Here is a 25839-nt window from a genome sequence, read left to right as displayed (position 1 = left end):
TCAGGAAGTGTGCATCAGCCCACCGATCCCAGTGGCAGGCCGAGTCCCGCGAGCGATCCGAGCGCCCCGGTACCGGGGCCCTCCGAGATCGGACTGTGGATCGCGACCGTGCGGTGCCGCGATGGCGGTGTAGACCCGACCTTCCGGCGGTGCGGGAAGGTCCAACTGGCCCTTGTCGTTCTGGCCGACCGCCACGATTTGCCCCGTCGAGGTCAGCGCCACCGAGTGGTAGGTGCCCGCCGAGATCGCCGTGTAGGTCACTCCCGACGGGAAGGCGAACTGCGAACTTCCGCTGGAACCCCATCCGACGACCTGTCCGCCGGAGGTCAGGTCTACACCGACATCGCGGTCGGCGGTGGACACTCGCTGCTCCTGCGATCCGACGGCAGGATCGTCGCGATCGGGCGCGGCGACAACTACCAGCAGACCATCGTCCCGGCGTTGCCGGAAGGCGTGACCGTCACCGCCGTCGCCGCCGGAATGAATCACTCGGTGGCACTGCGTTCCGACGGTCAGGTCCTCGCATTCGGCAAGAGCACGGAGGGACAGTTGCTGTTCCCGCCGGCACCGGAGGGCACCCGGTACCTGTCCGTGGCCGCGGGTGAGGACTTCTCCCTCGCGGTCCGAACCCTCGCCCCCGGCGGCGAGGACCCCGGGGAGCCCGGAACCGGTTCGCTGGGAAGTCTTTTCGGTAACTGACCCCGCGCCCGGGTGAAGGGACCCCTCGAGCGCTCACAGGCGCCGAGGGGCGACGCCGCCCGGTGCGTTCGGGCCGTGGTACTTCATCAGGTCGTCGAACGAGACGGTGATCGGCGTGCCCAGCTCGGCCACCTCCAGTCGAGCCACGGCCGCCACTACTCGCCTCCGAACACGCGCTGCACCACGGCCTTTGCGCGGCGGGTGACGCGGAGGTAGTTGTCGAGGAACTCGTTCGCGTCGCCGCCCGGCCAGCCGGCGACCTGCGCGACCGCCGCGAGGATCTTGCCCGGCCCGGGGAGCTGGTCGGTCGGCTTGCCGCGCACCAGCACCAGCGCGTTGCGCGCCTTGGTCGCGGTGAGCCACGCATCGCGCAGCAGCTCGATGTCGTTCTCGCTCAACAGCTCCGCCCCGCCGATCGCATCGAGCGTCTCGAGGGTCGACGTGTTGTGCAGTGACGGGATCTCGTGGGCGTGCCGCAACTGGATCAGCTGCACCGTCCATTCGATGTCGGCGAGACCGCCGCGGCCGAGCTTGGTGTGCGTGGCCGGGTCGGCACCGCGTGGAAGTCGCTCGGAGTCGACGCGGGCCTTGATCCGACGGATCTCGCGCACCGCCTGCTCGGAGACGCCACCCTCCGGGTAGCGGGTCTTGTCGATCATGTGCAGGAATCGCAGACCCAGATCGGCGTCACCCGCGACGGCGTGGGCCCGCAGCAGCGCCTGGACCTCCCACGCCTGGGCCCACTGCGCGTAGTACGCCTCGTACGACGTCAGGGTCCGCACCAGCGGTCCGCTGCGCCCCTCCGGCCGCAGTCCGATGTCCACCTCGAGCGGCGGATCGGTGCTGGGCGCGCCGAGCAGGGTCCGGACGCGGTCACCGACGATGTTGGCCCACTTGACCGCCCGGGTCTCGTCGACTCCCTCGCGGGGCTCGCACACGAACAGCACATCGGCGTCCGAGCCGTAGCCGAGCTCTCCGCCGCCGAGCCGACCCATGCCGATCACGGCGAACTTCGCGGGCGCGGGCGCACCGGTCTCGGCCTCGCTCGACCGGATGACGGCGGCGAGAGAGGCATTGAGCACCGCCGCCCACACCGACGACAACGCCCGACACACCTGCGGGACGTCGAGCATGCCGAGGATGTCGGCGCTCGCGATCCGCGCCAGTTCGTAGCGGCGCAACGATCGCGCCGCCCCGACCGCGCGGGCGGGGTCGACGTACCGCGAGGACGACGACAGGATGCCCCGCGCGACGTCCTCGGGTCGGGGGTCGAGCAGGCGCGGACCGGAGGGGCCGTCCGCGAACAGCCGGATCACGTCGGGCGCCTTGATCAGCAGGTCCGGGATGTAGGCGGACGAGCCGAGCACCGTCATCAGTCGCTGGGCCACCGACGCCTCGTCGCGCAGCAGACGCAGGAACCACGTCGCGTCCACGAGCGCGTCGGACAGGCGCCGGTAGGCCAACAGGCCCGCATCGGGATCCGGGGTGTCGCTGAGCCATTCGAGCAGAGTCGGCAACAGCAGCGCCTGGATGCGCCCCTTGCGGGAGGCTCCGCCGGTGAGTGCGGTGAGGTGACCGAGCGCGTTCTCCGGCGCCGAGTAGCCGAGAGCCGACAGCTGTCGCACCGCGGCGTCGGGGCTCAGCCGCAGGGCCTCCTTGTCGATCCGGGCGACCGACTCGAGCAGCGGCCGGTAGAACAGCTTGGCGTGCAGCCGCCGCACCCGGTGCGAGTTGCGCTTGATCTCGGCGTTCAGCACGCCGAGCGCGTCGTTGCGGCCGTCCGGCCGCATGTGCGCGGCGCGGGCGAGCCAGCGCAGCGCCTCCTCGTCCTCCGGCGGCGGAAGGGTGTGCGTGCGCTTGAGCTTCTGCAACTGCAGCCGGTGCTCGAGCAGTCGCAGGAACTCGTACGAGGCGGTCAGGTTCGCGGCGTCGTCGCGTCCGACGTAGCCGCCGGCCGCGAGCGCGGTCAGGGCGTCGACGGTGCTCTTGACCCGTAGCGACGCGTCGGCGCGGCCGTGCACCAATTGCAGGAGCTGGACGGCGAACTCGACGTCGCGGAGGCTCCCGCGGCCCAGCTTGAGCTCCCGCTCGCGCAACTCCGGCGGCACCGATTCCTCCACCCGGCGGCGCATCGCCTGCACCTCGGGCACGAAGTCCTCACGCTCGGCCGCCGTCCACACCATGGGGCCCAGCGCGTCGGTGTACTGCCGGCCCAGGTCGAGGTCGCCGGTCATGGGCCGGGCCTTGAGCAGCGCCTGGAACTCCCACGTCTTGGCCCACCGCTTGTAGTAGGCGATGTGCGAGTCGAGCGTGCGGACCAGCTCGCCACGCTTGCCCTCCGGCCGCAGCGCCGCGTCCACCTCGAAGAAGGCCGACGATCCGATGCGCATCATCTCGCCGGCGATGCGGCTCGACACCGCGTTGGACGGCTCCGCCACGAACACGACGTCGACGTCGCTGACGTAGTTCAGTTCGCGCGCACCGCACTTGCCCATCGCGATCACCGCGATCCGGACGGGACACGGCTCGTCCGGGCACACTGCGGCCACGGCCACCGACAGCGCGGCCGTCAGTGCCGCGTCCGCCATGTCCGAGAGCTGATGTCCCACAGTCTGATACGGGACCACCGGCTCGTTCTCCACCGTCGCGGCCAGGTCGGCCGCGGCCAGGACCATCATCTGGTCGCGGTAACAATCCCGCAGGGCCGCAACCGCTTCCGGCCCGGTGACGGCAGCGCGATAGAACATCGAGGACGCGTTGGGGCCGGTCTCGGGCACCGCGCCGACACACGCCAGCAGGCGCCCGGTCAGCTCGTCCTTCGACGGCAGCGTCATGTCACCGGCGAGCAGCTTCCACGACATCGGGTGCGCGACGAGGTGATCGCCGAACGCACTGGACGCGCCGATCAGCCCCAGAAGCCTCCCGCGCAGACCCTTGTCGGTGCGCAGCGCCGCGTCGAGCTCGGCCCAACCGTCATCCAGGCTCTCCTGCAGCCGTACCAGCGTCCGCAACGCCAGGTCCGCGTTCGCGGCCCTCGACAGCGACCACAGCAACTCCACCCCGTCGAGGTTGGACCAGCCCAGCGCCTTCAGCTCTTCCGGAGCGGTCGGCTCGACCAGGCCCAGCCGACCCGCACCGGGCACCGCCGAACGGGCGTACGGAGGCTTCACCGGATCACCCCGACCCAGACGTCGTCACGATCGGAACGTGGACTGACCGGACAGGGCACGCGTGTCACCTCTTCGGGGATCGTACGGTTCGGGTGGGCCGTTCTACAGGCCCAGGTACGCCTTCAATTCGAACGGCGTCACCTGGCTGCGGTAGTCCTCCCACTCCCGGCGCTTGTTGCGGAGGAAGAAGTCGAAGACGTGCTCGCCCAGTGCCTCCGCCACGAGTTCGGACTTCTCCATCTCGAGCAGTGCCTCCTGGAGGCTCCCCGGCAGCGACTTGTAGCCCATCGCCCGTCGCTCGGCGTTGGTCAGCGACCACACGTCGTCCTCGGCCTCGGCGGGCAGTTCGTAGCCCTTCTCGATGCCCCGCAGACCGGCCGCGAGCAGCACCGCGAACGCCAGGTAGGGGTTGCACGCGGAGTCGGGGCTGCGGATCTCGACGCGACGCGAGGACGCCTTGTTGGGCGTGTACATCGGGACACGGATCAGCGCGGACCGGTTCGACGGCCCCCACGTGGCCGCGGTGGGCGCCTCGCCGCCGTGCACCAGACGCTTGTAGGAGTTGACCCACTGGTTGGTGACGGCACTGATCTCGTTGGCGTGCTCGAGGATGCCGGCGATGAACGCCTTACCGGTCGCCGACAACTGCATCGGATCGTCCGGGTTGTGGAACGCGTTGGTGTCGCCCTCGAACAGGCTCATGTGCGTGTGCATCGCCGAGCCGGCCTGATCGCCGAACGGCTTGGGCATGAACGACGCCCGGACGCCCTCGTCGATCGCGACCTCCTTGACGACGTAGCGGAACGTCATCACGTTGTCGGCCATCGACAGCGCGTCGGCGTAGCGCAGGTCGATCTCCTGCTGGCCGGGTGCGGCCTCGTGGTGGCTGAACTCCACCGAGATGCCCATCGACTCGAGCGCGTCGATCGCGTGGCGCCGGAAGTTCGGCGCGCGATCGTGCACGGCCTGGTCGAAGTAGCCGCCGCTGTCGGCCGGTACCGGCGGGGTGCCGTCGATCGGCCCGTTCTCCAACAGGAAGAACTCGATCTCGGGGTGCACGTAGCACGAGAAGCCGAGGTCGCTGGCCTTGCTCAGCTGACGCCGCAGCACGTGCCGCGGGTCGGCCCAGGACGGCGTGCCGTCGGGCATCGCGATGTCGCAGAACATGCGTGCCGAGTGCTGAGCGCCGTCCTTGTGCGCCCACGGCAGGATCTGGAACGTCGACGCGTCCGGCTTGGCGACGGTGTCGGCCTCCGAGACGCGGGAGAAGCCCTCGATCGCCGAGCCGTCGAATCCGATGCCTTCCTCGAAGGCACCCTCCAGCTCCGCGGGGGCGATCGCCACCGATTTGAGGTACCCGAGCACGTCGGTGAACCACAACCGCACGAACCGAATATCGCGCTCTTCGAGGGTGCGAAGCACGAACTCCTTTTGGCGATCCATGTCCGCGAGACTAAGCAAACCGCGTTAAATCTGTGTTACATCGTGAAATCGGTCTCGTCCGGCCAGCTCAACACGTCAGGTCCGGATCGGGAACGGTGCGATCGACGAAGTACGCGGAGACCGGATCGTCGACGCAGGCGACGCCGTCGAACACCGCGGTGTGCTGGGTCCCGCGGTACGTGATCAGCGCACCGCCGAGCTGCTTCGCCAGATTCACCCCCGCCTGGTAGGGCGTCGCCGGGTCCTCGGTGGTCGAGACCACGACCACCGTCGGCAGGCCCTGGAGTGCCGCCGCATCGATCGTGTGCGGCGCGCCGGTGTTCGGCACCGGCCAGAACGCGCACGCATCGAGCGGGGCGTTGCCGGTGCCGCGACCGTCGTCGAGGAACGGCGCCGCCTGCCGGTACCGCGTGTCCGCCTCCCCCTCGATCGCGCGGTCGGTCACCGGCGGATCGTCGACGCAACGGACCGCGTTGAAGGCGTCCTCGAGGTTCGAGTAGCTGCCGTCGTCCAGGCGACCCTCGTACATGTCGGCGAGCAGCAGCAGCTCGTCGCCGCGCCCCGCGGAGAGTTCCTTCAGCCCGGCGCGCAACGGCCGCCACAGGCTCGGTGAGTACAGCGCCTGCTGCACGCCGGTGATCGCGTCGCCGTAGCTCAGCCCTCGTGGATCCGTCGTCGCAGCAGGGCGGTCCACCAGCGGGTCGACCAGCGCCCGGAACCGGGCGTCGGCCCGGCTGGGGTCGGATCCCAGCGGGCAGTCCGCCGACCGCGCGCAGTCGGCGGCGAAACCGTCGAACGCCTGCTGGAAGCCCGCGCCCTGCAACACCACTTCCTCGACCGGATCCTGCTCGGGGTCGAGCGCCCCGTCGAGCACCATCGCGCGCACGTTGCCGGGGAAGGTCTCGGCGTACGCCGTGCCGATCCGGGTGCCGTACGAGAAGCCGAGATAATTCAGCTGCGGATCACCGAGCACCGAGCGGATGACGTCCATGTCGCGGACCACCTCGCGGGTCCCGACGTGCGCCAGCAGCGGCACACCGGACCGTTCGGCACAGCGCGCCGCGTAGGTGCGGTTCTTGTCCTCGGTCCGCGCGATGCCCGCCGGACTCATGTCGACATTCGACTCGCGCCGCTCGGCGTCGGTTTCCTGCGGGGTCTGGCACCGGACCTGCGGGGTGGACGCACCGACGCCCCGCGGATCGAACCCGATGACATCGAAACGTTCGGCCACGTCGGTGCCGTCCGCGACCGACGCCGTGCTCAGCCCCGACGCCCCCGGGCCACCCGGATTGACCAGCAGCGAGCCCACGCGCGCGCCCGTCGCGGCCGACCGCGAGATCGCGATCTGCGCGGTATCCCCGCCCGGGTTGTCGTAGTCGAGGGGCACGGTGACCTTCGCGCACTCGAGGGTCGGGCTCAGCTCGCCGCCGTCGGTAGCGAAGCCGTCGCACGAGCCCCACCGGATCTGCTGCGTGTAGAACGCTTCGAGGCCCGGTGGAACGGTCCCCGCTCCCGCCTCACCCGCCTCGGCCGCCACCGGGGTGCCGGAGACGGTCCCGGACGACGGTTCGGTGGTGCATCCGACGGCCAGCACGGTCACCGCCGCGATCGTGGCGACGAGCAGTGTTCGACGTCCGGTCCGCATACCTCCGATCGTGCCATGCCCCGTCGAACGCCCAGGAAACACAGCATCCGAGGCCCACTCCGGCGGCGCTGCGCGCGTGCCCACGGCACGCCCGCCGATGTGACGAACTGCACTGGAAGCGCACTTCGTGGGCCTCGGTCGCGGTGGCAGACTGAAGGCGTCATCACCCAACCCGGGGACCCGCAGAGGCGGGCCTCGAGGCCAGAAAGGGACAACGATGTCCGAGACCGCTCCGTACGGCTCAACAAGCTCGACTTCTTCCGACGCCCCCAAGCGCAAGACCCGGATCCATCACCTGCAGGCGATGAAGTCCGAGGGCACCCGCTGGGCCGAGCTGACCGCGTACGACTACTCCAGTGCTCGCCTCTTCGAGGAGGCCGGCATCCCCGTCCTGCTCGTCGGCGACTCGGCCGCCAACGTCGTGTACGGCTACGACACCACCGTTCCCGTCACGATCGACGAGATGCTCCCGCTCGTGCGCGGTGTCGTCCGCGGCGCGCCGCACGCCCTCGTCATCGCCGACCTCCCGTTCGGCACGTACGAGGCCTCACCGCAGCAGGCACTCGAGACCGCCTTCCGCTTCATGAAGGAAGGCCAGGCGCACGCCGTCAAGCTCGAGGGCGGCGAGCGGGTGGCCCCGCAGATCGCGGCGCTCACCGCGGCCGGGATCCCGGTCCAGGCGCACATCGGCTTCACCCCGCAGTCCGTCAACAGCCTCGGCGGCTTCCGTGTACAGGGTCGCGGGGACGGCGCCGAGCAGCTCATCGCCGACGCCATCGCGGTGCAGGAGGCCGGCGCCTTCTCCGTCGTGATGGAGATGGTGCCCGCCGAGCTCGCCGGTCAGGTCACCCGCAAGCTCACGATCCCGACCGTCGGCATCGGCGCAGGTCACGAGTGCGACGCCCAGGTGCTCGTGTGGCAGGACATGGCGGGCTTCACCAGCGGGAAGACCGCCAAGTTCGTCAAGCGCTTCGGCGAGGTCGGCGGCGCCCTGCGCGACGCGGCCGCGGCGTACGCGGCCGAGGTCGGTGCCGGCACGTTCCCCGGCCCCGAACACAGCTTCTGACGTCACCGCGTTTCGGTTCCGAGATCGGGGACCCCGGCCGAGAAATCGGACGGGGTCCCCGATCTTTGGCACACTCGACATTCCGGGCTCACCGTGAGCCGGCCCCGACAGAAAGCTCAGGTGCACCATGCTCGAACGCCGCGGACGTCTCGCCGCCACCGTCGCCGCGACCGCTGCAGTGGCCGCGCTGATCGGCGGGTGCAGCAGCACCGAGTCCCCGACGCCGGAACAGAGCGCGCACACCGCGGAGTCGACCTCGCCCTCGAAGACGCCGCCGGCGACCACCGGGAACTCCGGGAACTCCGGCGCGGGCGGCGGTGCCGTCGCCGGCGTGACGGCGGAGCAGGCGGCACAGCTGTGCTCGGACATCGACGAGCAGTTGCAGAGCTGGCGCACCTACACCCCGACCATCGGGAAGGGTGGACTCAACACGGTCGTCGTCACCTGGGCCACCTCCAACGGGATGAACCTGATCGAGCTCGCGGGTGACCGCGATCGGATCGACGCGATCACCACCGCGCAGTGCCCGCAGGTGCGGGACGGGGCGCTCTATGCGCTCGAACTGCCCACTCTCGCGGCCGGGTTGATCGGATTCTGATCGACATGCGCACCCTGTACCCCGAGATCGTCCCGCACGAAACCGGCTTCCTGGCTGCCGGCGACGACCAGCACGTGTACTGGGAGGTCAGCGGGAACCCGGACGGCAAACCGGTGGTGTTCCTCCACGGCGGACCCGGCGGGGGCACCGACCCGGCACACCGACGGTTCTTCGATCCCGACGCCTATCGCATCGTGCTGTTCGATCAGCGGGGCTGCGGCCGCTCCACTCCGCACGTCGCCGAGGGGGCGGACCTGACGGTGAACACCACCGACCACCTCCTCGCCGACATCGAGTTGTTGCGTGGGCATCTCGGCGTCGAGCGCTGGCAGGTGTTCGGCGGATCCTGGGGTTCGACACTCGCACTCGCCTACGCCCAGCGGTTCCCGCAGCGCGTCACCGAGCTGGTGTTGCGCGGCATCTTCCTGCTGCGGCGCAGCGAGATCGACTGGTACTACAACGGCGGGGCCGGGCACATGTTCCCGGAGCGGTGGGCGGAGTTCCTGGCGCCGGTCCCGGTCGCCGAGCGCACCGGTGATCTGGTGGAGGCCTACCACCGGCTGCTGCACGCCGACGACCCGGACACGGCGCTGCGTGCGGCCATCGCATGGTCGAGCTGGGAGGGCGCGACCAGCTCGTTGCTACCCAAGCCCGAACGGGTCGCCGAGACGTCCGAGCCGCGGTTCGCGTTGGCGTTCGCGAGGATCGAGAACCACTACTTCCGCAACGCGGGCTTCATCGAGGAAGCACAGTTGCTCCGCGACGCCGGGGTCCTGGCATCGATACCCGGGGTGATCGTCCAGGGCCGCTACGACGTGGTGTGCCCCGCGACGAGCGCGTGGGAGCTGCACCGGGCGTGGCCGGCGTCGGAACTCCACATCGTCGGCGACGCCGGGCACGCGGCCGCCGAGCCCGGGATCACCCACCACCTGGTGGAGGCGACGGACCGCTTCCGCGGCTGACGGTTTCGGTCCTCGACTGGACCTGTGTGCACTGGTAGACCTGAACTGTGGCAGGACGGAAGCAGGGATCCGGCAGTACCGTCACCGACGTGATCGTCCCCGCGGCACGGGGCCACTACGAGCGGTTGGTCTCCCTCGCCGCCGACGTGCGGGACGACGCCGACGACTCCGTGCACCAGATGCGGGTTTCCGCGCGCCGCCTGCGCAGTCTGCTGGGCACCTACCGTGACGCCTTTCCCCCGGACGCGACGGTCACCGCCCGCTCCGAACTACGGTGGCTCGGATCGGTTCTCGGCAAGGCCCGCGACGCAGAGGTGCTCGCGGCCCGGTTCTGCGAACTGATCGACGCCCAGCCCGCCGATCTGGTGGTCGGCTCCGTCCACCAGCGACTGGTCGGGACACAGGAGGATCTGTACCGGGCCGCTCACGCGGACGCGGTCGACGAGCTCGCCCGGCCGCGCTACGCGGCGCTGTGCGCGCTGCTCGAGGAGGTCACCTCCGGGCGCGAGGCGGCGCCGGTGGATCTGACGCTGCGCAGCGGCCTCGACAAGGCGTACCGACAGCTACGCAAGGCGGCGAAGAAGGTTCGCGCGCTGCGGCACGAGGACGGCGCGGATCTCGGGCCCGCCCTGCACCGGGTCCGCAAGCGCGCCAAGAAGCTGCGCTATGCCGCCGAGGCGGCCGCGGCAGCGGAGCCGTCGGCCGCGGATCTCGGGTCGGCGGCCAAGGCCCTGCAGTCGATGCTCGGCGACCACCAGGACGGCGTCCTCGCGCGCGAGTGGATCATCGACGCCGTCGCGCAGGCGCGCATCGACGACGAGGACACCTTCACCTACGGACTGCTGTACGCCGCCGAGGAAGCACGTGCGGTCCGGACCACGAGCGAACTTCCACGGCTCGTCAAGGCCATCAAGAAGGCGCACCGCACGCTCGACCTCCGAACGTGACCTAGGCGGGGAACGCGAACTGGACCGAGCGCCCCGCGACGTCGGCGCCCACCAGGCGCACCTTCACCTCGTCGCCCTCGGCCGGGTCGCCCGCGCACTTCGCAATGACCGACACCGCCGGCACGAACACCTCCGCACCCCTCTTGTCCCCCGCCGCGCGCAGCACGGTCGCGTCGAACACCTCGCCGACCCGGCCGGCCAACAGGGTCGCCTCGGTGAGGTCCACGCACGCCCGGTCGACCTTGCCCGCACGGGAGTCCGACGCCCTCATCAGCGCGGGCAGCGTGGGCAACGCCTCCCGCACCCATTCGGGTACGGGCTCCCCCGCCGACACCGCGAGGCACACCTCCGTCGTGAACCGGTCCGACAGACGACGCAGCGGCGCGGTGACGTGCGCGTAGGGTCCGCCGATTCCGGAATGAGCCACCACCGCGGGAGGCTCACCGTCGAAGGCCACGTAGTCGGCGCCCCGCATCAGGGAGGTCGCCTCCGTCATCATCACAAGTGACGCCGCCGCGTTCGGATCGAGCCCGGCGAGCACCTCACCCACCCGGGTGCCGTCCGCCCAGGCGACGCCGAGCGCACTTGCGGTGCGCCGCAGCGACTCCACCGCGCGCGTCGCGGGCGGCGGCATCGTCCGCAGCAGCCCGACACCCGCGTCGAGCATCAGCCGCGCCGCGCACATCCCGGTCAACAACGACACCTCGGCATTCCAGTCGTCGGCCTCGGTGCGCGGCTCCATCTCGACCCGCCAGCCGTTGCCGTGGCGCACCACTCGCTGTTCGGGCAGTCGCAGTTCGATCGCGCCACGCTCGGTCGCCGCGACCGCCCGCAGCCTGCCGAACGCGGGCAGTGCCGCGATCGACGGATGCAGGGTCCCGGACGCGGAATGCGCCTGCACGGTGGCGTAGTCGAAGCGGGCGACCGACCGCACCAACGCACGGGTGACGGCCACCCGGACCGGCTCGGCGTGCTCGTCCAGGTCCATCCGCCACAGCACCGCGGGGCGCACGACGTCGGGCAGCAGGCTCGCCGCGTCCTCCGACAGATCCCGCGGATGCAGCGGCACCGAACCGTCGGGGAGATAGAAGGTCTGGCCGCGGTCACGCGTCTCGCGGTCCAGTGCACCACCCGGCCGCACCACCGCGGCCACATCGGCGATCGCGTAGTGCAGCACGAAGCCGTCGCCGGTGCGCTCGAGGTGCAGCGCCTGGTCGAGATCCATGGACCCCGGCGGGTCGATCGTCACGAACGCGAGATCGGTCCGGTCCTCCCGATCCCCGGCGCGCGCGTCCACGGCGGCGGCCACCTCCGCGAGCACGGCCGCCGAGAATCCGTCCCGGAGCGCGAATTCGGCTCGCACCGCGTCGAAATCGACGCCGCGCGCGATGACCCGGGCCATCCCGACCGGCCGCGGGCTACCGTTCAGTCGTTCCACTCGGCGTCGGCGTCGTCGGCCGCCTTGTTGCGTTCGGCCGCGATCTGCAACGCGCGTTCGGCGCTCTCCCGGTCGGGATACGGTCCCATCCGGTCGAAGACGTTGCTCGCCTTGCCCTGGGTGACCGAGCCGTCGGAGGGGCTGAAATACCACTGCTGGTCGTCGTCGCTCATGTCCTCAGTGTGCCTCGGACGCGGCGTCGTCACCATCGCAACGCGAGGGAAGGGGCATAGGTCTGTGACATCGCCGCTCAGGCTGCTAATCTCTGCGCGTACCGCGCTTTCTCGTCGACGCACCGCGTCACCGAACCATCGACGCGCTGCGTCAAAGATCGGAGCCCCGCATGTCCTACATCCTCTTCGATACGCTTCTCCCCGTTCTCGGCAAGACCGGCGCCGAATACTGGGCCAAGCTGCTGATGATCAACCCGCTCAGCGGCATCCAGGCGTAGTACCCGCAGACAACGAGAAAGGCCCCCGGCAGCGCCGGGGGCCTTTCTCGTGTGTGATTCGGGCGGACGAGTTGGCGTGTAAGCCGGATCCTGTCCCCGACGCGAGCGCCGGGTGGCGACCATCCATCTGGGCACACCGTTGCCGGGTACCTCGAGCGGTTCACCCGCAGGCTCGGGCGAGCAGCCCTCGAACACCTGCGCAGCCGCACCATGTCCCGGAGGACACCGGTGCGGCCTTCAACCTTGCTCCGGGCGGGGTTTACCTAGCCGCCCCAGTCACCTGGGGCGCTGGTGCGCTCTTACCGCACCTTTTCACCCTCACCGACCGCTGTGTCACAAGGACACAGCCGCGTCGGCGGTCTGTTTTCTGTGGCACTGTCCCGCGAGTCACCTCGGGTTGCCGTTAGCAACCGCCCTGCTCTGTGGAGTCCGGACTTTCCTCGGCATCGGGCCTGACATCTCGAGGATGTCGGTTCCCGTCGCCGCGGCCGCCCGGCCAACTCGTCCGCACGGTAAGCCTACTGGGTCGCCGCGCCGTGTCCGAACCGGCGGTGTCGGAGTGCCGGGCTAGGGTCCGGAACATGACCCGATACGTGTCACTGCTGCGAGGCATCAACGTCGGTGGAATCAACATCAAGATGGCCGATCTGAGCCGGGTGTTCACCGAGTTGGGCTTCGACGACGTCAAGACCGTGCTGGCGTCCGGGAACGTCCTGTTCTCCAGCGACTCGACGGACATCCCGGCGCTGAAGTCGGACATCGAGGCCGCGTTGCGCGCCGCATTCGGCTACGAGGCGTGGGTGTTCGTGCTCAGCACCGAGACATTGGCCCGAATCGTTGCGTCCTACCCGTTCGACCCCGCGCACGACGGCTGGCATCCATACGTGATGTTCACTGCGGAGCCGACGGTCCTCGCGGGTCTTCTCGACGCACACACCGACCTCGATCCGGACATCGAGCGGATCCGGGGCGGCGACGGCGTCCTGTACTGGGAGGTCGAGCGCGGGATGACACTGAAGAGCAGTTTCGGTAAGAACACCGGCAAGCCGAAACTCAAGGCGGTCACCACCACTCGCAATCTGCGGACCCTGGTGAAGCTCCTGAAGTAACCGCGGGCCCCCGGTTCTCACGGGCAACAGCCGCCGGCCCGAGCTCGGTTCGTTCGAGCTCGGGCCGGTCACCATCCCACTGACGATCCTCGGCGCCCGTCACCGCGCTGTGGGCGGTGCGGTAGGCGCCGTGGCCGTCAGCTCCGGGCCGGCTCCAGCGACTCCTCCGCGAACGGATCGCCCTGGCGCGGCGCGTTGTACAGCGTCTCGTCCAGGATCTTCTCGCGCTTGGCGACGATGGTCGGCACCAGCGCCTGACCGGTCACGTTGAGCGCGGTGCGCCCCATGTCGACGATCGGTTCGACCGCGAGCAGCAGGCCGACACCGGCCAGCGGCAGACCGAGCGTGGACAGCGTCAGCGTGAGCATGACGGTCGCACCGGTGGTGCCGGCGGTGGCCGCCGAACCGATCACCGACACCACGATGATGAGCAGGTAGTCGGTCAGGCTCAGGTCGATACCGTAGAACTGGGCGACGAAGATCGCCGCGATCGCCGGGTACACCGCGGCGCAGCCGTCCATCTTGGTGGTCGCGCCGAGCGGCACCGCGAACGACGCGTACTCGCGCGGCACACCGAGATTGCGTTCGGTGACCCGCTCGGTGAGCGGCAGTGTGCCGATCGAGGAGCGTGAGACGAACCCGAGTTGCGTGGCCGGCCACACTCCCGTGAAGAAGTTCTTCACCGAAAGCCCGTGCACCCGAATCAGAATCGGGTAGACGACGAAGAAGACGATCGCCAGTCCGATGTACACGGCGAGGGTGAACACGCCGAGCTGACCGATCGCGTCCCAACCGTAGGTGGCGACGGCCTTGCCGATGAGGGCGGCGGTGCCGATCGGCGCGAGGCGGATGATCCACCACAGCACCTTCTGCACGATCGCCAGCAGCGCGGCGTTGAAGTTCAGGAACGGCTCGGCCTTCTCCCCCACCTTCAGGGCGGCGATGCCGATCGCGATCGCGACGACGAGCAACTGCAGGACGTTGAAGCTCAGCGACGTGGTCGCCGAGAAGCCGGAGGCGGCGTCACCGGTGACGGTGGTCCGGGCGCCGAGGCCGAGGAAGTTCTGCGGCACCAGACCGGTGAGGAACGCCCACCACGATCCGGAACTCTTCGGCTCGGCGGCCGTCGTCGCGTCGACCGTGGTGTTCGCGCCGGGCTGCATGACCAGGCCGACGGCGATACCGATCAGCACCGCGATGAACGCGGTGATTGCGAACCACAGCAGCGTCTGGACCGCGAGGCGGGCCGCGTTCGCGACGTTCCGCAGATTCGCGATGGAGCTGACGATCGCGGTGAAGATCAGCGGTATCACCGCGACGGTGAGGAGGGCGACGTAGCTGGAACCGATGGTCTTGACGGTTCCGACCAGCCAGTTCTCGTTGCCGTCGGCGGCATCGGGCATGGACCTGGCGATCAGACCGATGACGACGCCGAGGATCAGGCCGGCGACGATCTGCGGGCCGAACGAGGTTGCCCACTTGGGCAGGGCGCGCCGGGGCGCGTCGAGGGTGGGGGCCGACATGAGGGCCTTTCGGGTGGAGATGTGGAGACGGCGCACGACGACGCGCGCGACCGAAGGGGACGCACGGAGGGCTCAGAGGGAGGAGCCGTCCCGGGACTCGAGATGTCTACCGGGTGTCAAGCGTGACAGACCGCGCTCGCCTGCAGACAGTTGTCGACGTAGCGGCGACAGGTCAGCAGGGCGTTCACAACGAGGAAGGGTACGCCCATACCGGGCATCGATTCCAACCGGGCGGCACCGGCGAGCGAATCGGCGGACAATGGGACCACGATCGACGACACCGGCCGCGGAAGATCGCGGCCGCCGGAGGAGCGATTGTCATGGACGAGTCCGAGGGCTTGGCCCGGACCACGACTCAATTGGCGGCGACCGTCGTCGCCGCGATCATCCTGTCGATAGGCATCGTCGGGTTCGTTCCGGGCATCACGTCCGACGTCGGCGACATCACCTGGGCCGGCCCCGGGACCGACGCGCGACTGCTCGGCACCGTGGAGGTGTCGATCCTGCACAACCTCGCGCACATCGCGGCCGGCGCCGTCGGTCTGGCGATGTCCCGCACACAGGCCTCCGCCGAGATGTTCCTCATCGGCGCCGGATTCCTGTCGGCGATGCTCGCCGTGTACGGGTTGGTCATCGACGCCGCGACGGCGTCGAACTTCATGCCGATCGACACCGCTGGGAGCTGGCTGCACCTGCTCGCCGGCGTCGGACTTGTGTTCCTGGGCGTCGCGCTGCCGCGACACGACGACGGACCTACAGATGCGACGTATCGTTGACCAGCCGCACCGACGAGCCACCGTCCGGGTAGAACTCCGCGATGCTCAGCGACGCCAGATCCAGGTGCAGGCGGTACAGCAACGACGGACCCACGTCGAGCGCCAGTTGCAGCAGTGTCTTGATCGGCGTCACGTGCGTGACCACCAGGATGTTCGAGCCCGCATACGACGCGGTGAGTTCGTCACGCACCCGCTCGATCCGGGCCCGGACCTCGTCGAAGCTCTCGCCCTCGGGTGGGCGCACGGACGTGTCCGACAGCCACCGGCGATGCAGGTCGGGGTCCCGCTCGGCGGCCTCACCGAACGTCAGGCCCTCCCACTTGCCGAAGTCCGTCTCGGTGAGTCCCTCGTGCACCGTGACCGGCAGTCCCAACGCGCGGGCGGCCGCGTCCGCGGTCTCCCGGGCTCGCCCGAGCGGCGACGACACCACCGCGGCGATCGCGCCGCGCTCGGCGATCCGCTCCGCCGCCGACCGGGCCTGCGACCGGCCGAACGCGGTGAGTTCGGGATTGCCGCGGCCCGAATAGCGCCGTTCGACGGACAGTTCGGTCTGGCCGTGCCGCAGCAGCAGCATCCGGGTGGGGGCGCCGACCGCGCCGGTCCAACCCGGAGCGGTGGCCGCGGCCGGCTCCGCCGCGGATTCCTCGGTGGTCTCGGCGACCGCACCGGAGGTGATCGCGTCCTCCCCGTCCATCGCCTCGTTCGCGAGCCGGTCGGCGTGGGAGTTCTCGGCGCGCGGGATCCACGTGTACGTGACCCGCGCGAACGATCCCGCCAGCGTCCGCGCCTGCTCGGCGAGCGGAATCATGTCCGGGTGCTTGATCTTCCAGCGCCCGGACATCTGCTCGACGACGAGTTTGGAGTCCATCCGGACGTCCACCTCGCGGGCGCCGAGGTCGCGGGCCGCGGTCAGGCCCGCGACGAGGCCGCGGTACTCGGCGACGTTGTTGGTGGCGACACCGAGGAACTCGCGGCGCTCGGCGAGCACCCGGTTCCGATCGGCATCGAACACCACCGCGCCGTACCCGGCCGGGCCCGGGTTACCCCTCGATCCGCCGTCGGCCTCGACGACGACCCGGTCAAGAGTCACAGACCGGACTCCTTGGTGCGCACCATGATTGCGCCGCATTCGGGGCAGCGGACGACGACGTCCGCAGCGGTGCCGGCGATCCGGGAGATCTCGCCGCGGTCGATCTCGATGCGGCACGCGCCGCAGCGACGGGCCTGCAGCAGGGCCGCGCCGACACCGCGCTGCTCGCGCTGCTTCTCGTAGATCGCGAGCAGGTCCTCGGGGAACTGACCGACCAGGGCGGCGCGGTCGGTGTCGCAGCGCTGCTGCGTCTTCTCGAGGTCCGCGACGGCGTCGTCGCGGCGACGCTCTGCGTCGATCAGTTCGTCCTCGACCTGCGTCAGGCGGGCACCGGCGTGGTCGTGATCGGCCTGCGACGCCTCCCGGCGCTCCATCACCTCGAGCAGTTCGTCCTCGAGCACGCTCTGTCGACGCTCCAGGCTGCTGAGCTCGTGCTGCAACTCCGACAGCTGCTTCGCGCCGACGGTGCCGCCCTCGAGCAGCTTCCGGTCCCGCACCTCGCGCTGGCGGACCGCGTCGACCTCGCCTTCGAGCTTCTTGATGTCCCGGTCGAGGTCGTCGAGGACGATCTCGACGGACACCGCCGCGTCCTTACGGGAGAGGCGCTCGGCTTCGAGTCGCTCCACTTCCTGCTGCTCGGGCAGTGTCGAGCGACGGTGCGCGAGCCGTGCCAGCTCGGTGTCCACACCCGCGAGCTCGAGAAGCTTGGACTGCACTGAGGGATCGACGTTCACGCGTGGAAGCTCCTGCTGTGTTCTTGATGTTCTTGGGGTCGGACCAGTGGTCGTTCGTCGTAGCCGACGAACTCGTACCGGCCGAGATCAGGTGTCAACCGTACCCCGACAATGCGGTGCGCCGACCACATCAGCCGACCGCTTCACCGGCACCCGTCAGTGGCACGCGACGGTCCACGGGTCGGTGCGCAGTTCCGTCACCCGCACCTCCCAGCCGTCGACGTCCGAGAACCGCTCGTCGAGCACGCCCTTCGCCTGTGCGCACCACGGTTGTTCGCTGGCCCAGTGCGCCACGTCCACGAGCGCCGGCCCGCCCTGCCGCAGATGCTCGTCGGCGGGGTGGTGACGCAGGTCCGCGGTCACATAGGCGTCGACGCCGAGGCCGGTCACGGTGTCGAGCAGCGAGTCGCCCGAGCCCCCGCAGACCGCGACAGTGCGGACGATCCGGTCCGGATCTCCGGCTGCGCGAACACCCCATTCGGTGCGCGGCAGCGCCGCCGCGACCCGTTCGGTGAACTCGCGCAGCGTCTGCGGCCGCGGCAGCTCCCCGACCCGGCCGAGGCCCCGGCTGCCGGGGAAGTCGACGGTCTCGAACACGTCGAACGCGGGCTCCTCGTACGGGTGCGCCGCCCGCAGGGCGCGCAGCACGCGTGTTCGGGCCGAGCGCGGCGCGATCACCTCGACGCGGTCCTCGCGCACCGCCTCCACCTCGCCGACGGTGCCCAGCGTCGGGTTGGCGCCGGCGAGCGGCCGGAACTGTCCGTCGCCGGTCGCCGTCCAACTGCACTCGCGGTAGTCACCGAGCTCGCCGGCGCCGGCCGCGAACAGTGCGTCGCGCACTCGGCCCGTGTCGGTCGTGGGGACCATCACCACCCACTTGTCGGTCACCGTGTCGGGGATCGGGACCAGCGGGCGCGTGTCCACGAGGCCCAGCGCGCCCGCGAGCGCGTCGGACACGCCCGGATCGGCGCGGTCGGCGTTGGTGTGCGCGCTGTACAGCGCGCATCCGCCGCGGATCAGCCGGTGCAGCAGCGCCCCCTTCGGCGTGTGCGCGCCGACGGTGTCGACGCCGCGCAGCAACAGCGGGTGGTGCACCAGCAGCAGTTGTGCACCGGTCGCCAGCGCCTCGTCCACGACCGCGGCGGTCGCGTCGACGGCGACGACCACCTTGCGGACCTCGTCGGCGGGGTCGCCGGCCACCAGGCCGACCGAGTCCCACGACTCGGCGAGGGCCGGCGGGTAGGCCGTCTCGAGGGCCGCGATCACCTCGGCCAGCGTCGGGGTCGTCGTCGGGGTTGTCATCACGGCATCTCCCTCGTCAGTTCACTCATGGCGGCGATAAGTTGCTCGGCCTTCCCGCGCGGCCGGACCGCGACGCGCAGGAAGTCCGGGCCCAGGCCCGGGAAGGTGTCGCAGCGGCGGACCGCGATCCCCCGCTCGCGCAGGTGGGCGCGCGCACGCTCGCCGTCCGGCAGACGCAGCAGCAGGAACGGCGCCGACGCCGGCAGGTGGACGTCCACCCCGGCGTCGCGGAGCAGCGCGGCCATGTCGCCGCGGTCGGCGGCGATCCGGTTCGCCATCTCCCCGGCCTGCTCGACGGCGGCGGGTTCGCTGCACGCGGTGATCGCCTCGAGTTGCAGGCTGCCCACCGGCCAGTGCGCGCGCCCGTGCTGCATCCGCGCCAGCACGTCCGGGTGGCCCAGCGCGTAGCCGCACCGCAGCCCGGCCAGCGCCCACGTCTTCGTCAGGCTCCGCAGCACCAGGACGTCGGGCAGCGAGAGGCCGGCTACCGACTCGGTCTCCCCCGGGACCGAGTCCATGAACGCCTCGTCGACGACGAGGATCCGGCCGGGCCGGCGCAGCGCGAGGACGTCATCCGCCGCGTGCAGCACCGACGTCGGGTTGGTGGGGTTGCCGAGCACCACGAGATCGGCGGAGTCCGGCACGGCGGCGGGATCGAGGCGGTACGGCGCCTCCAGGGTCACGTGCGTCACCGGGACGCCGGCCTCGCGCAGTGCGAGTTCGGGCTCGGTGAACGACGGATGGATCAGCGCCGCCTCGCGCACCCCGAGCCGCGGCAGCATCGCGAACCCCTCGGCGCCGCCGGCCAGTGGCAGCACCTCCTCCGGCGTCCGGCCGTGCCGGACGGCCACCTGTTCGCGGGCGCACCGGTCGGCGTCGGCGGCCGGATACCTGCCCAGGCCCCCCAGGGCGTCGGCAAGCCTGCGCCGCAACCACTCCGGCGGCCCGTCTCCCTGCACGTTCACCGCGAAGTCGAGCAGTCCGGGGCCGGTCTCGGCGTCGCCGTGGTGCCGCAGGGCCGCGAGAGTGTCCGCCGCCGATCCCGATCCGAATTCCATAGCCGTCGAGCCTACGGCGCGTGCGGTGGCGCACCTGCCCGGGCGTCGGTGGACGTCGGCAGCACAATGGAGCCGTGACACTTTCCTCTTCCTCCCCCGGCCTCGCCTCGACACCCACGACGATCGCCCCGGTCATGCTGTTCGACCTCGACGGCACCCTCACCGACTCCGCGCTCGGCATCCACAACGGCTTCCGGCACGCCCTCGCCGCGGTCGGCGGTCCCGAGCCCACCGCGGAGATGCTGGCGACGGTAATCGGCCCGCCGCTGATGGACTCGATGCGCGGGATGGGACTCGACGCCGACACCACCGCGGCGGCGCTGGCCGCGTACTTCGAGCGGTACGACGCGATCGGCTGGTCGGAGAACGAGGTGTACGAGGGCATCGAGCCGATGCTGGCGGCCGCCCGGGGCACCGGCGCCCGCCTCGCGGTCGCGACGTCGAAGACCGAGAAGTTCGCGATCCGGATCCTCGAGCACTTCGGCCTCGCCGACTACTTCGAGGTGATCGGCGGGGCCAGCAGCGACGGGTCGCGCCGCGCGAAGGCCGACGTCGTCGAGCACGTCCTCGGCGGGCTGGGCCTGCCGGCGACCGTGGGCGGCACCGCCGACGTCGTGATGATCGGCGACCGCGAGCACGACGTGCACGGCGCGGGGCACTGGGGCATCCCGACGGTGTTCGTCGAGTGGGGCTACGGCACCGCAGACGAAGCGGCCGCCGCCCGCTGGACGGCGCCCACCGTCGCGCATCTCGAGCAGATCCTCACGCGGGCCGGGTGAGCCGGGCATGATTCACGTCACCTTCGTGTGCACCGGCAACATCTGCCGGTCCCCCATGGCGGAGCGCATCTTCGCCGAGCACGTGCGCCGCGCCGGTCTCGACGATCGGGTGCGGGTCAGCAGCGCGGGCACCCACGGCTACCACGTCGGCGACGGCGCCGACGGCCGCACCGACCGGGTGCTCGTCGATGCCGGCTACCCGACCGGGCACCGCGCCGAGCAGGTCGGGGACGACCATCTGGCCGCCGACCTGGTGGTCGCGCTCGACCGTGGACACGATCGGGCCCTCGCTCATCTCGGGGTGCCCACCGAGCGCCGCCGACTGCTCCGCAGCTTCGATCCGGATGCGGACGGCGATTCGGTGCCCGACCCGTACTACGGCGACATGACCGACTTCGAACTGGTCCGCGACCAGATCGAGGCAGCCGTTCCGGGCCTGCTGAACTGGGTGCGGGGGAGCTGACCGGCAGCCGAGCCGCTACCGTGGACACGTGCGAAGGCTGAAGTTTCTGCTGCGTCCCGGCTGGCTTGCGTTGGCGGCCGTGGTAGCCGGTTTCGCCTTCATGTGTTTCACCGTCCTGGCGCCGTGGCAGCTCGGCAAGAACACCAGGACCGAGGAACGCAACGGACTGCTCGAACAGTCCATCAACGCCGACGCGGTGTCGATCGACACCCTGCTCGGTGGTGCCGGCCCGGCCCCGGACGACGAGTGGCGCAAGGTCGTCGCGACGGGAACCTATCTTCCCGACAGCGACCTCCTGGTCCGGCTCCGCTCGGTGGAGGACGCGCCCGCGTACGAGGTGCTCACCCCGATGCGGCTGAGCGACGGCGCCACCCTGCTCGTCAACCGCGGTTACGTGCGCCCTGTGCAGGGCACCGAGGCGCCGCCCATCCCGGCGCCGCCCACCGGCGAGGTGTCCGTCGAGGGCCGCTTCCGCATGTCCGAGGGCACGGTTCCGGGCAAGGAACCGATCACCGAGGCCGGCACCGAGCAGGTGTACTACATCGACTCCGGCCAGATCGGGCAGTTCATCGGCACCGACCTGGTCAACGGCTACCTGCAACTCGACGACGCCCAGCCGGGCGGGCTCGGCACCATTCCGCTGCCGATGCTCGACGCCGGGCCGTACCTGTCGTACGGGTTGCAGTGGCTGGCGTTCGGCATCATGGCGCCGCTGGGTCTGGCCTACTTCGTCCGCGCCGAACTCCGCGAGCGCCGCAAGACCAAGGCGACCGCGGCGGCGCCGCCGGCGCCGGAACCGGCCGACGAACCAACCACCGCGACGCCACCGGTCGACGAGACTCCGGCCGGTGCGGCTCCCGAACCCACCGTCGACGAGTTCGCACTGCCCACCCGCCGCCGTGGACTGCGCAAGAAGGACGCGGCCCCCAGCGCGCCGCTGTCCGCCAGCGAGGCCAAGATGGCCGACCGCTACGGCAGACGTCGCTGACCCGGTCCACCCACCGACACGGAGAAGCCGCCGGCCCCTCGCGGGTATCGGCGGCTTCTCTTTATGACAACGCCGCCAGGCCCCCGGTATTCCGATCCCCCGGTCGATCCCGGCTTCGGCCCGGGGTCAGAGCGCGGTACCGCTGTCGCATTCGAACTCACTCACCTGCGCCTCGACGATTCGGGCGCCGAGATCCTCGCCGGATCCGTCCCCGCGAAAGGCGGTCAGAGTGTGCCGGTCCTGCCACCGTTCGAGGACGTTGATCCGGTCGGGTTCGATCGGATCGGGACTGAGGGCGAAGTCCAGGCATCCGTCGGCGGCCCGCGCCGCCGTCACGACGCTCCGGCAGGCAACCAGGTAGCCCTCGCGGTCGTCGGGGGCGACCCGCAGATATCCGGCCACGATGATCATGGTTCTGACTCCGTTCGTCTCGAGCTGTCGTGAGGACAGACTCCGGCGGACCGGAGAACTCGTCGCAGCCGGTCAGCGTCGTCGGCGCCGACCGACGACGAGGGCCAGCGCCGCGGACGTGACGGCCGCCCCCGCCTGGACGATCGTCGACAGCCGCGCCGCTCGCTCGAGGTCGGCGACGACCGGCGCCGGGCCCGATCCCAGGGTCGGCCGCATCTCCACGCCGTACGCGTACTCGGTGCGACCGCCCAACTGGATGCCCAGTGCTCCAGCCGTGGAGGCCTCCGCGACGCCCGCGTTGGGGCTCGGATGATTCGACGCGTCCCGCCGCCACGCCTGGAGGGCGCCCCGAGCCGAGCCGCCCACGACGGGTGCCAGGGCCACGGTCAGCGCGCCGGCGAGGCGGGCGGGCGCCAGATTCACGACGTCGTCCCAGCGCGCCGCAGCCCACCCGAAGCGGTTGTACTTCGCCGAGCGGTACCCGATCATCGCGTCGAGCGTGTTGGACGCGCGGTACGCCAGCAGCCCCGGCACCCCGGCCACCGCGCCCCAGAAGAGTGCGCCGACGGTCGCGTCGGAGGTGTTCTCGGCGACCGATTCGAGGCTCGCGCGGGCCAGCCCGTCTGCGTCGAGCACGCTCGGATCGCGACCGCACAGCGACGGCAGCAGCGAACGGGCCGACTCCAGGTCCCCGGCTTCGAGGTGTCTTGCCATTGTCCGGCCGGTGCCCGCGAGGGAGGTACCTCCGAGCACGGTCCACGTCGCCGCCGCGGTCACCGCCGTCTCCCCGATCCAGCCGCACTTCGCGCCCAGGCGCTGCGCGAGCACACCGCCGACAGCGGTCGCGCCCACGAGGATCGTGGTGTGCGCGGCTCCGGACAGCCGACTGTCGGCGTACGTCCGCTTCTCCAGTTCCATTGCAGCCAGACCGAATCCGGCGACCGGATGCCACCGCCGCGGGTCCGCGAACACGCGATCCGCGGCGTAGCCGAGGAGCAGGCCGACAGCCCTCGCGGTGGAGCTCGGACGACGAACAGCGGGTTCCCGACGGGAGTTGTGGAGCACGACGGTATTTCTATCAATGCCTAGGTCGACGGGCCGGCACCGGGCTGTGGGGATATGCCCGCCGGAGCACATGGGGTCGAGGATGCTGTGTCTCCCCCGGTCCACGTCGTGCTGCAGCGGTGACGGTGGCAGGCTCGAACCATGCCCGATTCCACCGCGTCGCCATCCGTCCTACTCGTCGAGGACGACGCCCCACTCACCGACCTGCTGTGCGATCTGCTCGCGGAGGAGGGTTACGCCGTGGAGGTCGCGACCGACGGTCACCGGGGGCTCCACCTGGGGCTGACCCGCCGGTTCGATCTGATCGTGCTGGACCGCGGGCTTCCCGTCCTGAGCGGTCTCGAGGTGCTGCGTGCACTGCGCCGACAGGCTGTGGACACTCCCACTCTCGTGCTCACGGCCAGGGGCGCACTCGACGACAGGGTCGAGGGTCTCGACGCGGGCGCCGAGGACTACCTGGTCAAGCCGTTCGAGGTGCCGGAGCTGCTCGCCAGGCTGCGCGCGTTGCGCAGACGCCGATTCGAGGGCGCGGAGCAACTCCCGGTGGGCCGACGCCGCCTGGACCTGGCGAGCCGGACGGTGATCGGGCACGACACGGCTGTCGAGTTGTCTGCCAGCGAGTGCGCTCTGCTCGCCGTCCTCGCCGAAGCGCCGGGTCAGGTCTTCACCCGGTCGCAATTGTTGCTGTCGGCGTTCGACGGCGCCGACGACCCGGGCACCGTCGATACCTACGTGCATTACCTGCGACGCAAACTCGGTCGCGACGTCGTGCAGACCGTGCGCGGTGTCGGATACCGGCTCGGTGCCCGATGAGGCGTCGGCGGCGACCGACCGTCGCGACCCGCCCGGCCGCCGTCATCGGCGACGAACAGTTGCTGCGCCGCGCCGGACGTTTCGCAGCACTGCAAGCCGCGGCGGCTCTCGCACTCGTGCTGCTGGTGGTGGGCCTGGTGGCGTATCTCGTCGACGCCCGCGTCCAGTCACGGCAGATCGACACGCAACTGCAATCCGTGGTCGACACCGTCGAGGACGTCGACGATCCCCCACCCGGCACGGCACTCGCGTTGCGGGGACCCGACGGTGAGACGCAGGTCAGCGCCGGCGCACCACCGCAGATCGCGGGGCTGCTCGACGGACCCGCCGGGTTCTCCGACCTACGTGCGGGCGGACGGTACTACCGCGTACTGGTCGGCGGCAACACTCACGGCCAGGTTGCCGCGGCCCTCGACCTCGAGCCGTTCGAAGCGGGACGCCATCGACTGCTCTCGGCCCTGATCCTCGCGGAGATCGCCGGTATCGCAGCATCCGCTGTCGTGGTGATCCTGCTGTCCCGCAGATCGATTCGGCCACTGACCCTGGCGCTGTCGCTGCAGCGACGTTTCGTCGCCGATGCGTCGCACGAACTGCGTGCCCCGCTCACGGTCCTGCACACCCGCGCGCAACTACTCGCCCACCGTGTCGGACGACTCGAGCCCGAGGAGGTCTCCCGCCAGCTCGACGGGATCGTCGCCGATACCCGCGCGCTCGGTGAGCTGGTGGAGGATCTGCTCCTCTCGGCGGCCATGGAGACCGGACCCGGCACCCGGGAACCTGTCGACGTCGCCGCGCTCTGCGAGCAGGTCCGCGACAGCGTCGAGGCGCACGCGCGATCGCTGGGCGTCGACGTCGATATCGTGCGCGGCGACGCGCCCTGCGTCGTGAGCGGGTCTCGCCCGGCATTGCGACGCGCGGTGTACGGACTCGTCGACAATGCCGTCACCCATGTACGCCCCGGCGGACGGGTCACGCTCCGTGTCGACGGCGACACCGACGTGGTGCGAATCGCTGTGACCGACACTGGTCCAGGGATCGAACCTCAGCAGCTGAGTCGACTGTTCACCCGCTTCGCGCACGGCCCTGAGCAACCGGCCGGAGGCCGCCGGTATGGCATCGGGCTTGCTCTCGTCCGTGAAATCGCGGCCGCCCACGACGGCGAGATACTGGTCGATCCGAGGCCTGGTCGCGGGGCCACCTTCACGCTCGTCCTGCCGAGGCACGCCTAAGACGTTCCCAGAAGGCTCCAAGAATTCGCGCCTACCGTGACAACCGGAACACCGGGAACACGCGACGGAGGCGAGTCATC

General features: G+C 70.5%; 25 protein-coding genes and 1 other RNA gene. 12 read left to right on the top strand and 14 right to left on the bottom strand.

Annotated elements, in window-relative coordinates; translation table 11 throughout:
* Positions 1-222, bottom strand: coding sequence for a hypothetical protein (locus J2X34_RS24110; protein WP_397484379.1), 222 nt, complete (start codon positions 220-222; stop codon positions 1-3).
* A 3-nt stretch (positions 223-225) separates the two neighbouring features.
* Between J2X34_RS24110 and J2X34_RS24105 the strand changes: the two genes are divergently transcribed.
* Positions 226-699: a hypothetical protein gene (locus J2X34_RS24105; protein ID WP_397484378.1), complete on the top strand. Its 474-nt coding sequence runs from the start codon at positions 226-228 to the stop codon at positions 697-699.
* A 155-nt stretch (positions 700-854) separates the two neighbouring features.
* Here the strand turns inward: J2X34_RS24105 and J2X34_RS24100 are convergent, their stop codons facing one another.
* From J2X34_RS24100 to J2X34_RS24090, 3 genes are all read right to left on the bottom strand, one after another.
* Positions 855-3869 (bottom strand): bifunctional [glutamine synthetase] adenylyltransferase/[glutamine synthetase]-adenylyl-L-tyrosine phosphorylase, encoded by a 3015-nt coding sequence (locus J2X34_RS24100; protein ID WP_429519959.1) that lies wholly within the window; start codon positions 3867-3869, stop codon positions 855-857.
* Between the two features lie 102 nt (positions 3870-3971).
* Positions 3972-5312, bottom strand: coding sequence for a glutamine synthetase family protein (locus J2X34_RS24095; RefSeq protein ID WP_114719221.1), 1341 nt, complete (start codon positions 5310-5312; stop codon positions 3972-3974).
* Positions 5313-5379: 67 nt separating this feature from the next.
* Positions 5380-6957 carry an alpha/beta hydrolase gene (locus J2X34_RS24090; protein ID WP_429519958.1) on the bottom strand — a complete coding sequence of 526 codons (1578 nt, stop codon included), beginning with the start codon at positions 6955-6957 and terminating at the stop codon, positions 5380-5382.
* Between the two features lie 217 nt (positions 6958-7174).
* Here J2X34_RS24090 and panB point away from each other — a divergent pair, with 217 nt between their 5' ends.
* The 4 genes from panB to J2X34_RS24070 all read left to right on the top strand — a co-directional run bounded on the left by panB (position 7175) and on the right by J2X34_RS24070 (position 10530).
* Positions 7175-8023: a 3-methyl-2-oxobutanoate hydroxymethyltransferase gene (panB, locus tag J2X34_RS24085; RefSeq protein ID WP_114719219.1), complete on the top strand. Its 849-nt coding sequence runs from the start codon at positions 7175-7177 to the stop codon at positions 8021-8023.
* Between the two features lie 127 nt (positions 8024-8150).
* Positions 8151-8621, top strand: a complete 471-nt coding sequence (locus J2X34_RS24080) for a hypothetical protein (RefSeq protein ID WP_114719218.1) — start codon at positions 8151-8153, stop codon at positions 8619-8621.
* A gap of 5 nt (positions 8622-8626) precedes the next feature.
* Positions 8627-9583, top strand: a complete 957-nt coding sequence (pip, locus tag J2X34_RS24075; protein ID WP_429519957.1) for a prolyl aminopeptidase — start codon at positions 8627-8629, stop codon at positions 9581-9583.
* 47 nt (positions 9584-9630) lie between these two features.
* On the top strand, positions 9631-10530 hold the full coding sequence (locus J2X34_RS24070) for a CHAD domain-containing protein (protein WP_429519956.1): 900 nt from the start codon (positions 9631-9633) through the stop codon (positions 10528-10530).
* A gap of 1 nt (position 10531) precedes the next feature.
* On the opposite strand, the gene J2X34_RS24065 is transcribed toward J2X34_RS24070, so the two are convergent.
* The 3 genes from J2X34_RS24065 to rnpB form a co-directional block, all read right to left on the bottom strand.
* Entirely contained in the window at positions 10532-11932 is a 1401-nt protein-coding gene (locus tag J2X34_RS24065; RefSeq protein ID WP_429519975.1) for an RNB domain-containing ribonuclease, read from the bottom strand.
* A 23-nt stretch (positions 11933-11955) separates the two neighbouring features.
* Positions 11956-12141, bottom strand: coding sequence for a hypothetical protein (locus tag J2X34_RS24060; RefSeq protein ID WP_114719214.1), 186 nt, complete (start codon positions 12139-12141; stop codon positions 11956-11958).
* A gap of 341 nt (positions 12142-12482) precedes the next feature.
* Positions 12483-12923, bottom strand: an RNA gene (gene rnpB, locus J2X34_RS24055) — RNase P RNA component class A.
* A 77-nt stretch (positions 12924-13000) separates the two neighbouring features.
* Between rnpB and J2X34_RS24050 the strand changes: the two genes are divergently transcribed.
* Complete coding sequence (locus J2X34_RS24050; protein ID WP_114719213.1) at positions 13001-13528, top strand: DUF1697 domain-containing protein; 528 nt, start codon at positions 13001-13003, stop codon at positions 13526-13528.
* A gap of 137 nt (positions 13529-13665) precedes the next feature.
* Here J2X34_RS24050 and J2X34_RS24045 read toward each other — a convergent pair whose 3' ends face one another.
* Positions 13666-15051: a dicarboxylate/amino acid:cation symporter gene (locus J2X34_RS24045; RefSeq protein ID WP_429519955.1), complete on the bottom strand. Its 1386-nt coding sequence runs from the start codon at positions 15049-15051 to the stop codon at positions 13666-13668.
* 320 nt (positions 15052-15371) lie between these two features.
* On the opposite strand from J2X34_RS24045, the gene J2X34_RS24040 reads away from it, so the two are divergent.
* Positions 15372-15827 carry a DUF4383 domain-containing protein gene (locus J2X34_RS24040; RefSeq protein WP_429519954.1) on the top strand — a complete coding sequence of 152 codons (456 nt, stop codon included), beginning with the start codon at positions 15372-15374 and terminating at the stop codon, positions 15825-15827.
* On the opposite strand, the gene J2X34_RS24035 is transcribed toward J2X34_RS24040, so the two are convergent.
* The 4 genes from J2X34_RS24035 to cobC form a co-directional block, all read right to left on the bottom strand.
* Positions 15805-16917, bottom strand: a complete 1113-nt coding sequence (locus tag J2X34_RS24035) for a bifunctional RNase H/acid phosphatase (RefSeq protein WP_174911148.1) — start codon at positions 16915-16917, stop codon at positions 15805-15807. The genes J2X34_RS24040 and J2X34_RS24035 overlap by 23 nt on opposite strands.
* A complete protein-coding gene (locus J2X34_RS24030) occupies positions 16914-17651 on the bottom strand; it encodes a zinc ribbon domain-containing protein (protein WP_114719210.1) in 738 nt (245 codons plus the stop codon). The genes J2X34_RS24035 and J2X34_RS24030 overlap by 4 nt, the downstream gene beginning before the upstream one ends.
* 156 nt (positions 17652-17807) lie before the next feature.
* Positions 17808-18953, bottom strand: coding sequence for a Nif3-like dinuclear metal center hexameric protein (locus tag J2X34_RS24025; RefSeq protein WP_174911151.1), 1146 nt, complete (start codon positions 18951-18953; stop codon positions 17808-17810).
* Complete coding sequence (gene cobC, locus J2X34_RS24020; RefSeq protein ID WP_429519953.1) at positions 18953-20011, bottom strand: Rv2231c family pyridoxal phosphate-dependent protein CobC; 1059 nt, start codon at positions 20009-20011, stop codon at positions 18953-18955. Before cobC ends, J2X34_RS24025 begins: the two co-directional genes overlap by 1 nt.
* A gap of 134 nt (positions 20012-20145) precedes the next feature.
* Between cobC and J2X34_RS24015 the strand changes: the two genes are divergently transcribed.
* Genes J2X34_RS24015 through J2X34_RS24005 form a run of 3 tightly spaced genes read left to right on the top strand, consistent with a single transcriptional unit; the run spans position 20146 to position 22241 of the window.
* Positions 20146-20790 (top strand): HAD hydrolase-like protein, encoded by a 645-nt coding sequence (locus tag J2X34_RS24015; RefSeq protein ID WP_429519974.1) that lies wholly within the window; start codon positions 20146-20148, stop codon positions 20788-20790.
* Positions 20791-20797: 7 nt separating this feature from the next.
* Complete coding sequence (locus J2X34_RS24010) at positions 20798-21253, top strand: low molecular weight protein-tyrosine-phosphatase (protein WP_114719206.1); 456 nt, start codon at positions 20798-20800, stop codon at positions 21251-21253.
* A gap of 28 nt (positions 21254-21281) precedes the next feature.
* Positions 21282-22241, top strand: coding sequence for an SURF1 family cytochrome oxidase biogenesis protein (locus tag J2X34_RS24005; RefSeq protein WP_114719205.1), 960 nt, complete (start codon positions 21282-21284; stop codon positions 22239-22241).
* A gap of 126 nt (positions 22242-22367) precedes the next feature.
* On the opposite strand, the gene J2X34_RS24000 is transcribed toward J2X34_RS24005, so the two are convergent.
* Together J2X34_RS24000 and J2X34_RS23995 are read right to left on the bottom strand one after the other, a co-directional pair.
* A complete protein-coding gene (locus tag J2X34_RS24000) occupies positions 22368-22652 on the bottom strand; it encodes a putative quinol monooxygenase (RefSeq protein ID WP_114719204.1) in 285 nt (94 codons plus the stop codon).
* A 72-nt stretch (positions 22653-22724) separates the two neighbouring features.
* A complete protein-coding gene (locus J2X34_RS23995; RefSeq protein WP_258557643.1) occupies positions 22725-23717 on the bottom strand; it encodes a cobalamin biosynthesis protein in 993 nt (330 codons plus the stop codon).
* A 141-nt stretch (positions 23718-23858) separates the two neighbouring features.
* Between J2X34_RS23995 and J2X34_RS23990 the strand changes: the two genes are divergently transcribed.
* Complete coding sequence (locus J2X34_RS23990) at positions 23859-24530, top strand: response regulator transcription factor (protein WP_174911165.1); 672 nt, start codon at positions 23859-23861, stop codon at positions 24528-24530.
* A complete protein-coding gene (locus tag J2X34_RS23985; RefSeq protein ID WP_429519952.1) occupies positions 24527-25759 on the top strand; it encodes a sensor histidine kinase in 1233 nt (410 codons plus the stop codon). The genes J2X34_RS23990 and J2X34_RS23985 overlap by 4 nt, the downstream gene beginning before the upstream one ends.
* Positions 25760-25839: the final 80 nt, after the last annotated feature.

The sequence above is a fragment of the Rhodococcus sp. BE178 genome, assembly GCF_050433545.1.
GTDB lineage: Bacteria > Actinomycetota > Actinomycetes > Mycobacteriales > Mycobacteriaceae > Prescottella.
This window is presented reverse-complemented; position numbering and strand designations above follow the sequence as displayed.

Coding starts and splice junctions, on each gene's coding strand:
- J2X34_RS24095 (WP_114719221.1), bottom strand. CDS start 5,312: ATGGATCGCCAAAAGGAGTTCGTGCTTCGCACCCTCGAAGAGCGCGAT.
- J2X34_RS24090 (WP_429519958.1), bottom strand. CDS start 6,957: ATGCGGACCGGACGTCGAACACTGCTCGTCGCCACGATCGCGGCGGTG.
- panB (WP_114719219.1), top strand. CDS start 7,175: ATGTCCGAGACCGCTCCGTACGGCTCAACAAGCTCGACTTCTTCCGAC.
- J2X34_RS24080 (WP_114719218.1), top strand. CDS start 8,151: ATGCTCGAACGCCGCGGACGTCTCGCCGCCACCGTCGCCGCGACCGCT.
- pip (WP_429519957.1), top strand. CDS start 8,627: ATGCGCACCCTGTACCCCGAGATCGTCCCGCACGAAACCGGCTTCCTG.
- J2X34_RS24065 (WP_429519975.1), bottom strand. CDS start 11,932: ATGGCCCGGGTCATCGCGCGCGGCGTCGATTTCGACGCGGTGCGAGCC.
- J2X34_RS24060 (WP_114719214.1), bottom strand. CDS start 12,141: ATGAGCGACGACGACCAGCAGTGGTATTTCAGCCCCTCCGACGGCTCG.
- J2X34_RS24050 (WP_114719213.1), top strand. CDS start 13,001: ATGACCCGATACGTGTCACTGCTGCGAGGCATCAACGTCGGTGGAATC.
- J2X34_RS24045 (WP_429519955.1), bottom strand. CDS start 15,051: ATGTCGGCCCCCACCCTCGACGCGCCCCGGCGCGCCCTGCCCAAGTGG.
- J2X34_RS24040 (WP_429519954.1), top strand. CDS start 15,372: ATGGACGAGTCCGAGGGCTTGGCCCGGACCACGACTCAATTGGCGGCG.
- J2X34_RS24025 (WP_174911151.1), bottom strand. CDS start 18,953: ATGACAACCCCGACGACGACCCCGACGCTGGCCGAGGTGATCGCGGCC.
- cobC (WP_429519953.1), bottom strand. CDS start 20,011: ATGGAATTCGGATCGGGATCGGCGGCGGACACTCTCGCGGCCCTGCGG.
- J2X34_RS24015 (WP_429519974.1), top strand. CDS start 20,146: ATGCTGTTCGACCTCGACGGCACCCTCACCGACTCCGCGCTCGGCATC.
- J2X34_RS24010 (WP_114719206.1), top strand. CDS start 20,798: ATGATTCACGTCACCTTCGTGTGCACCGGCAACATCTGCCGGTCCCCC.
- J2X34_RS24000 (WP_114719204.1), bottom strand. CDS start 22,652: ATGATCATCGTGGCCGGATATCTGCGGGTCGCCCCCGACGACCGCGAG.
- J2X34_RS23990 (WP_174911165.1), top strand. CDS start 23,859: ATGCCCGATTCCACCGCGTCGCCATCCGTCCTACTCGTCGAGGACGAC.
- J2X34_RS23985 (WP_429519952.1), top strand. CDS start 24,527: ATGAGGCGTCGGCGGCGACCGACCGTCGCGACCCGCCCGGCCGCCGTC.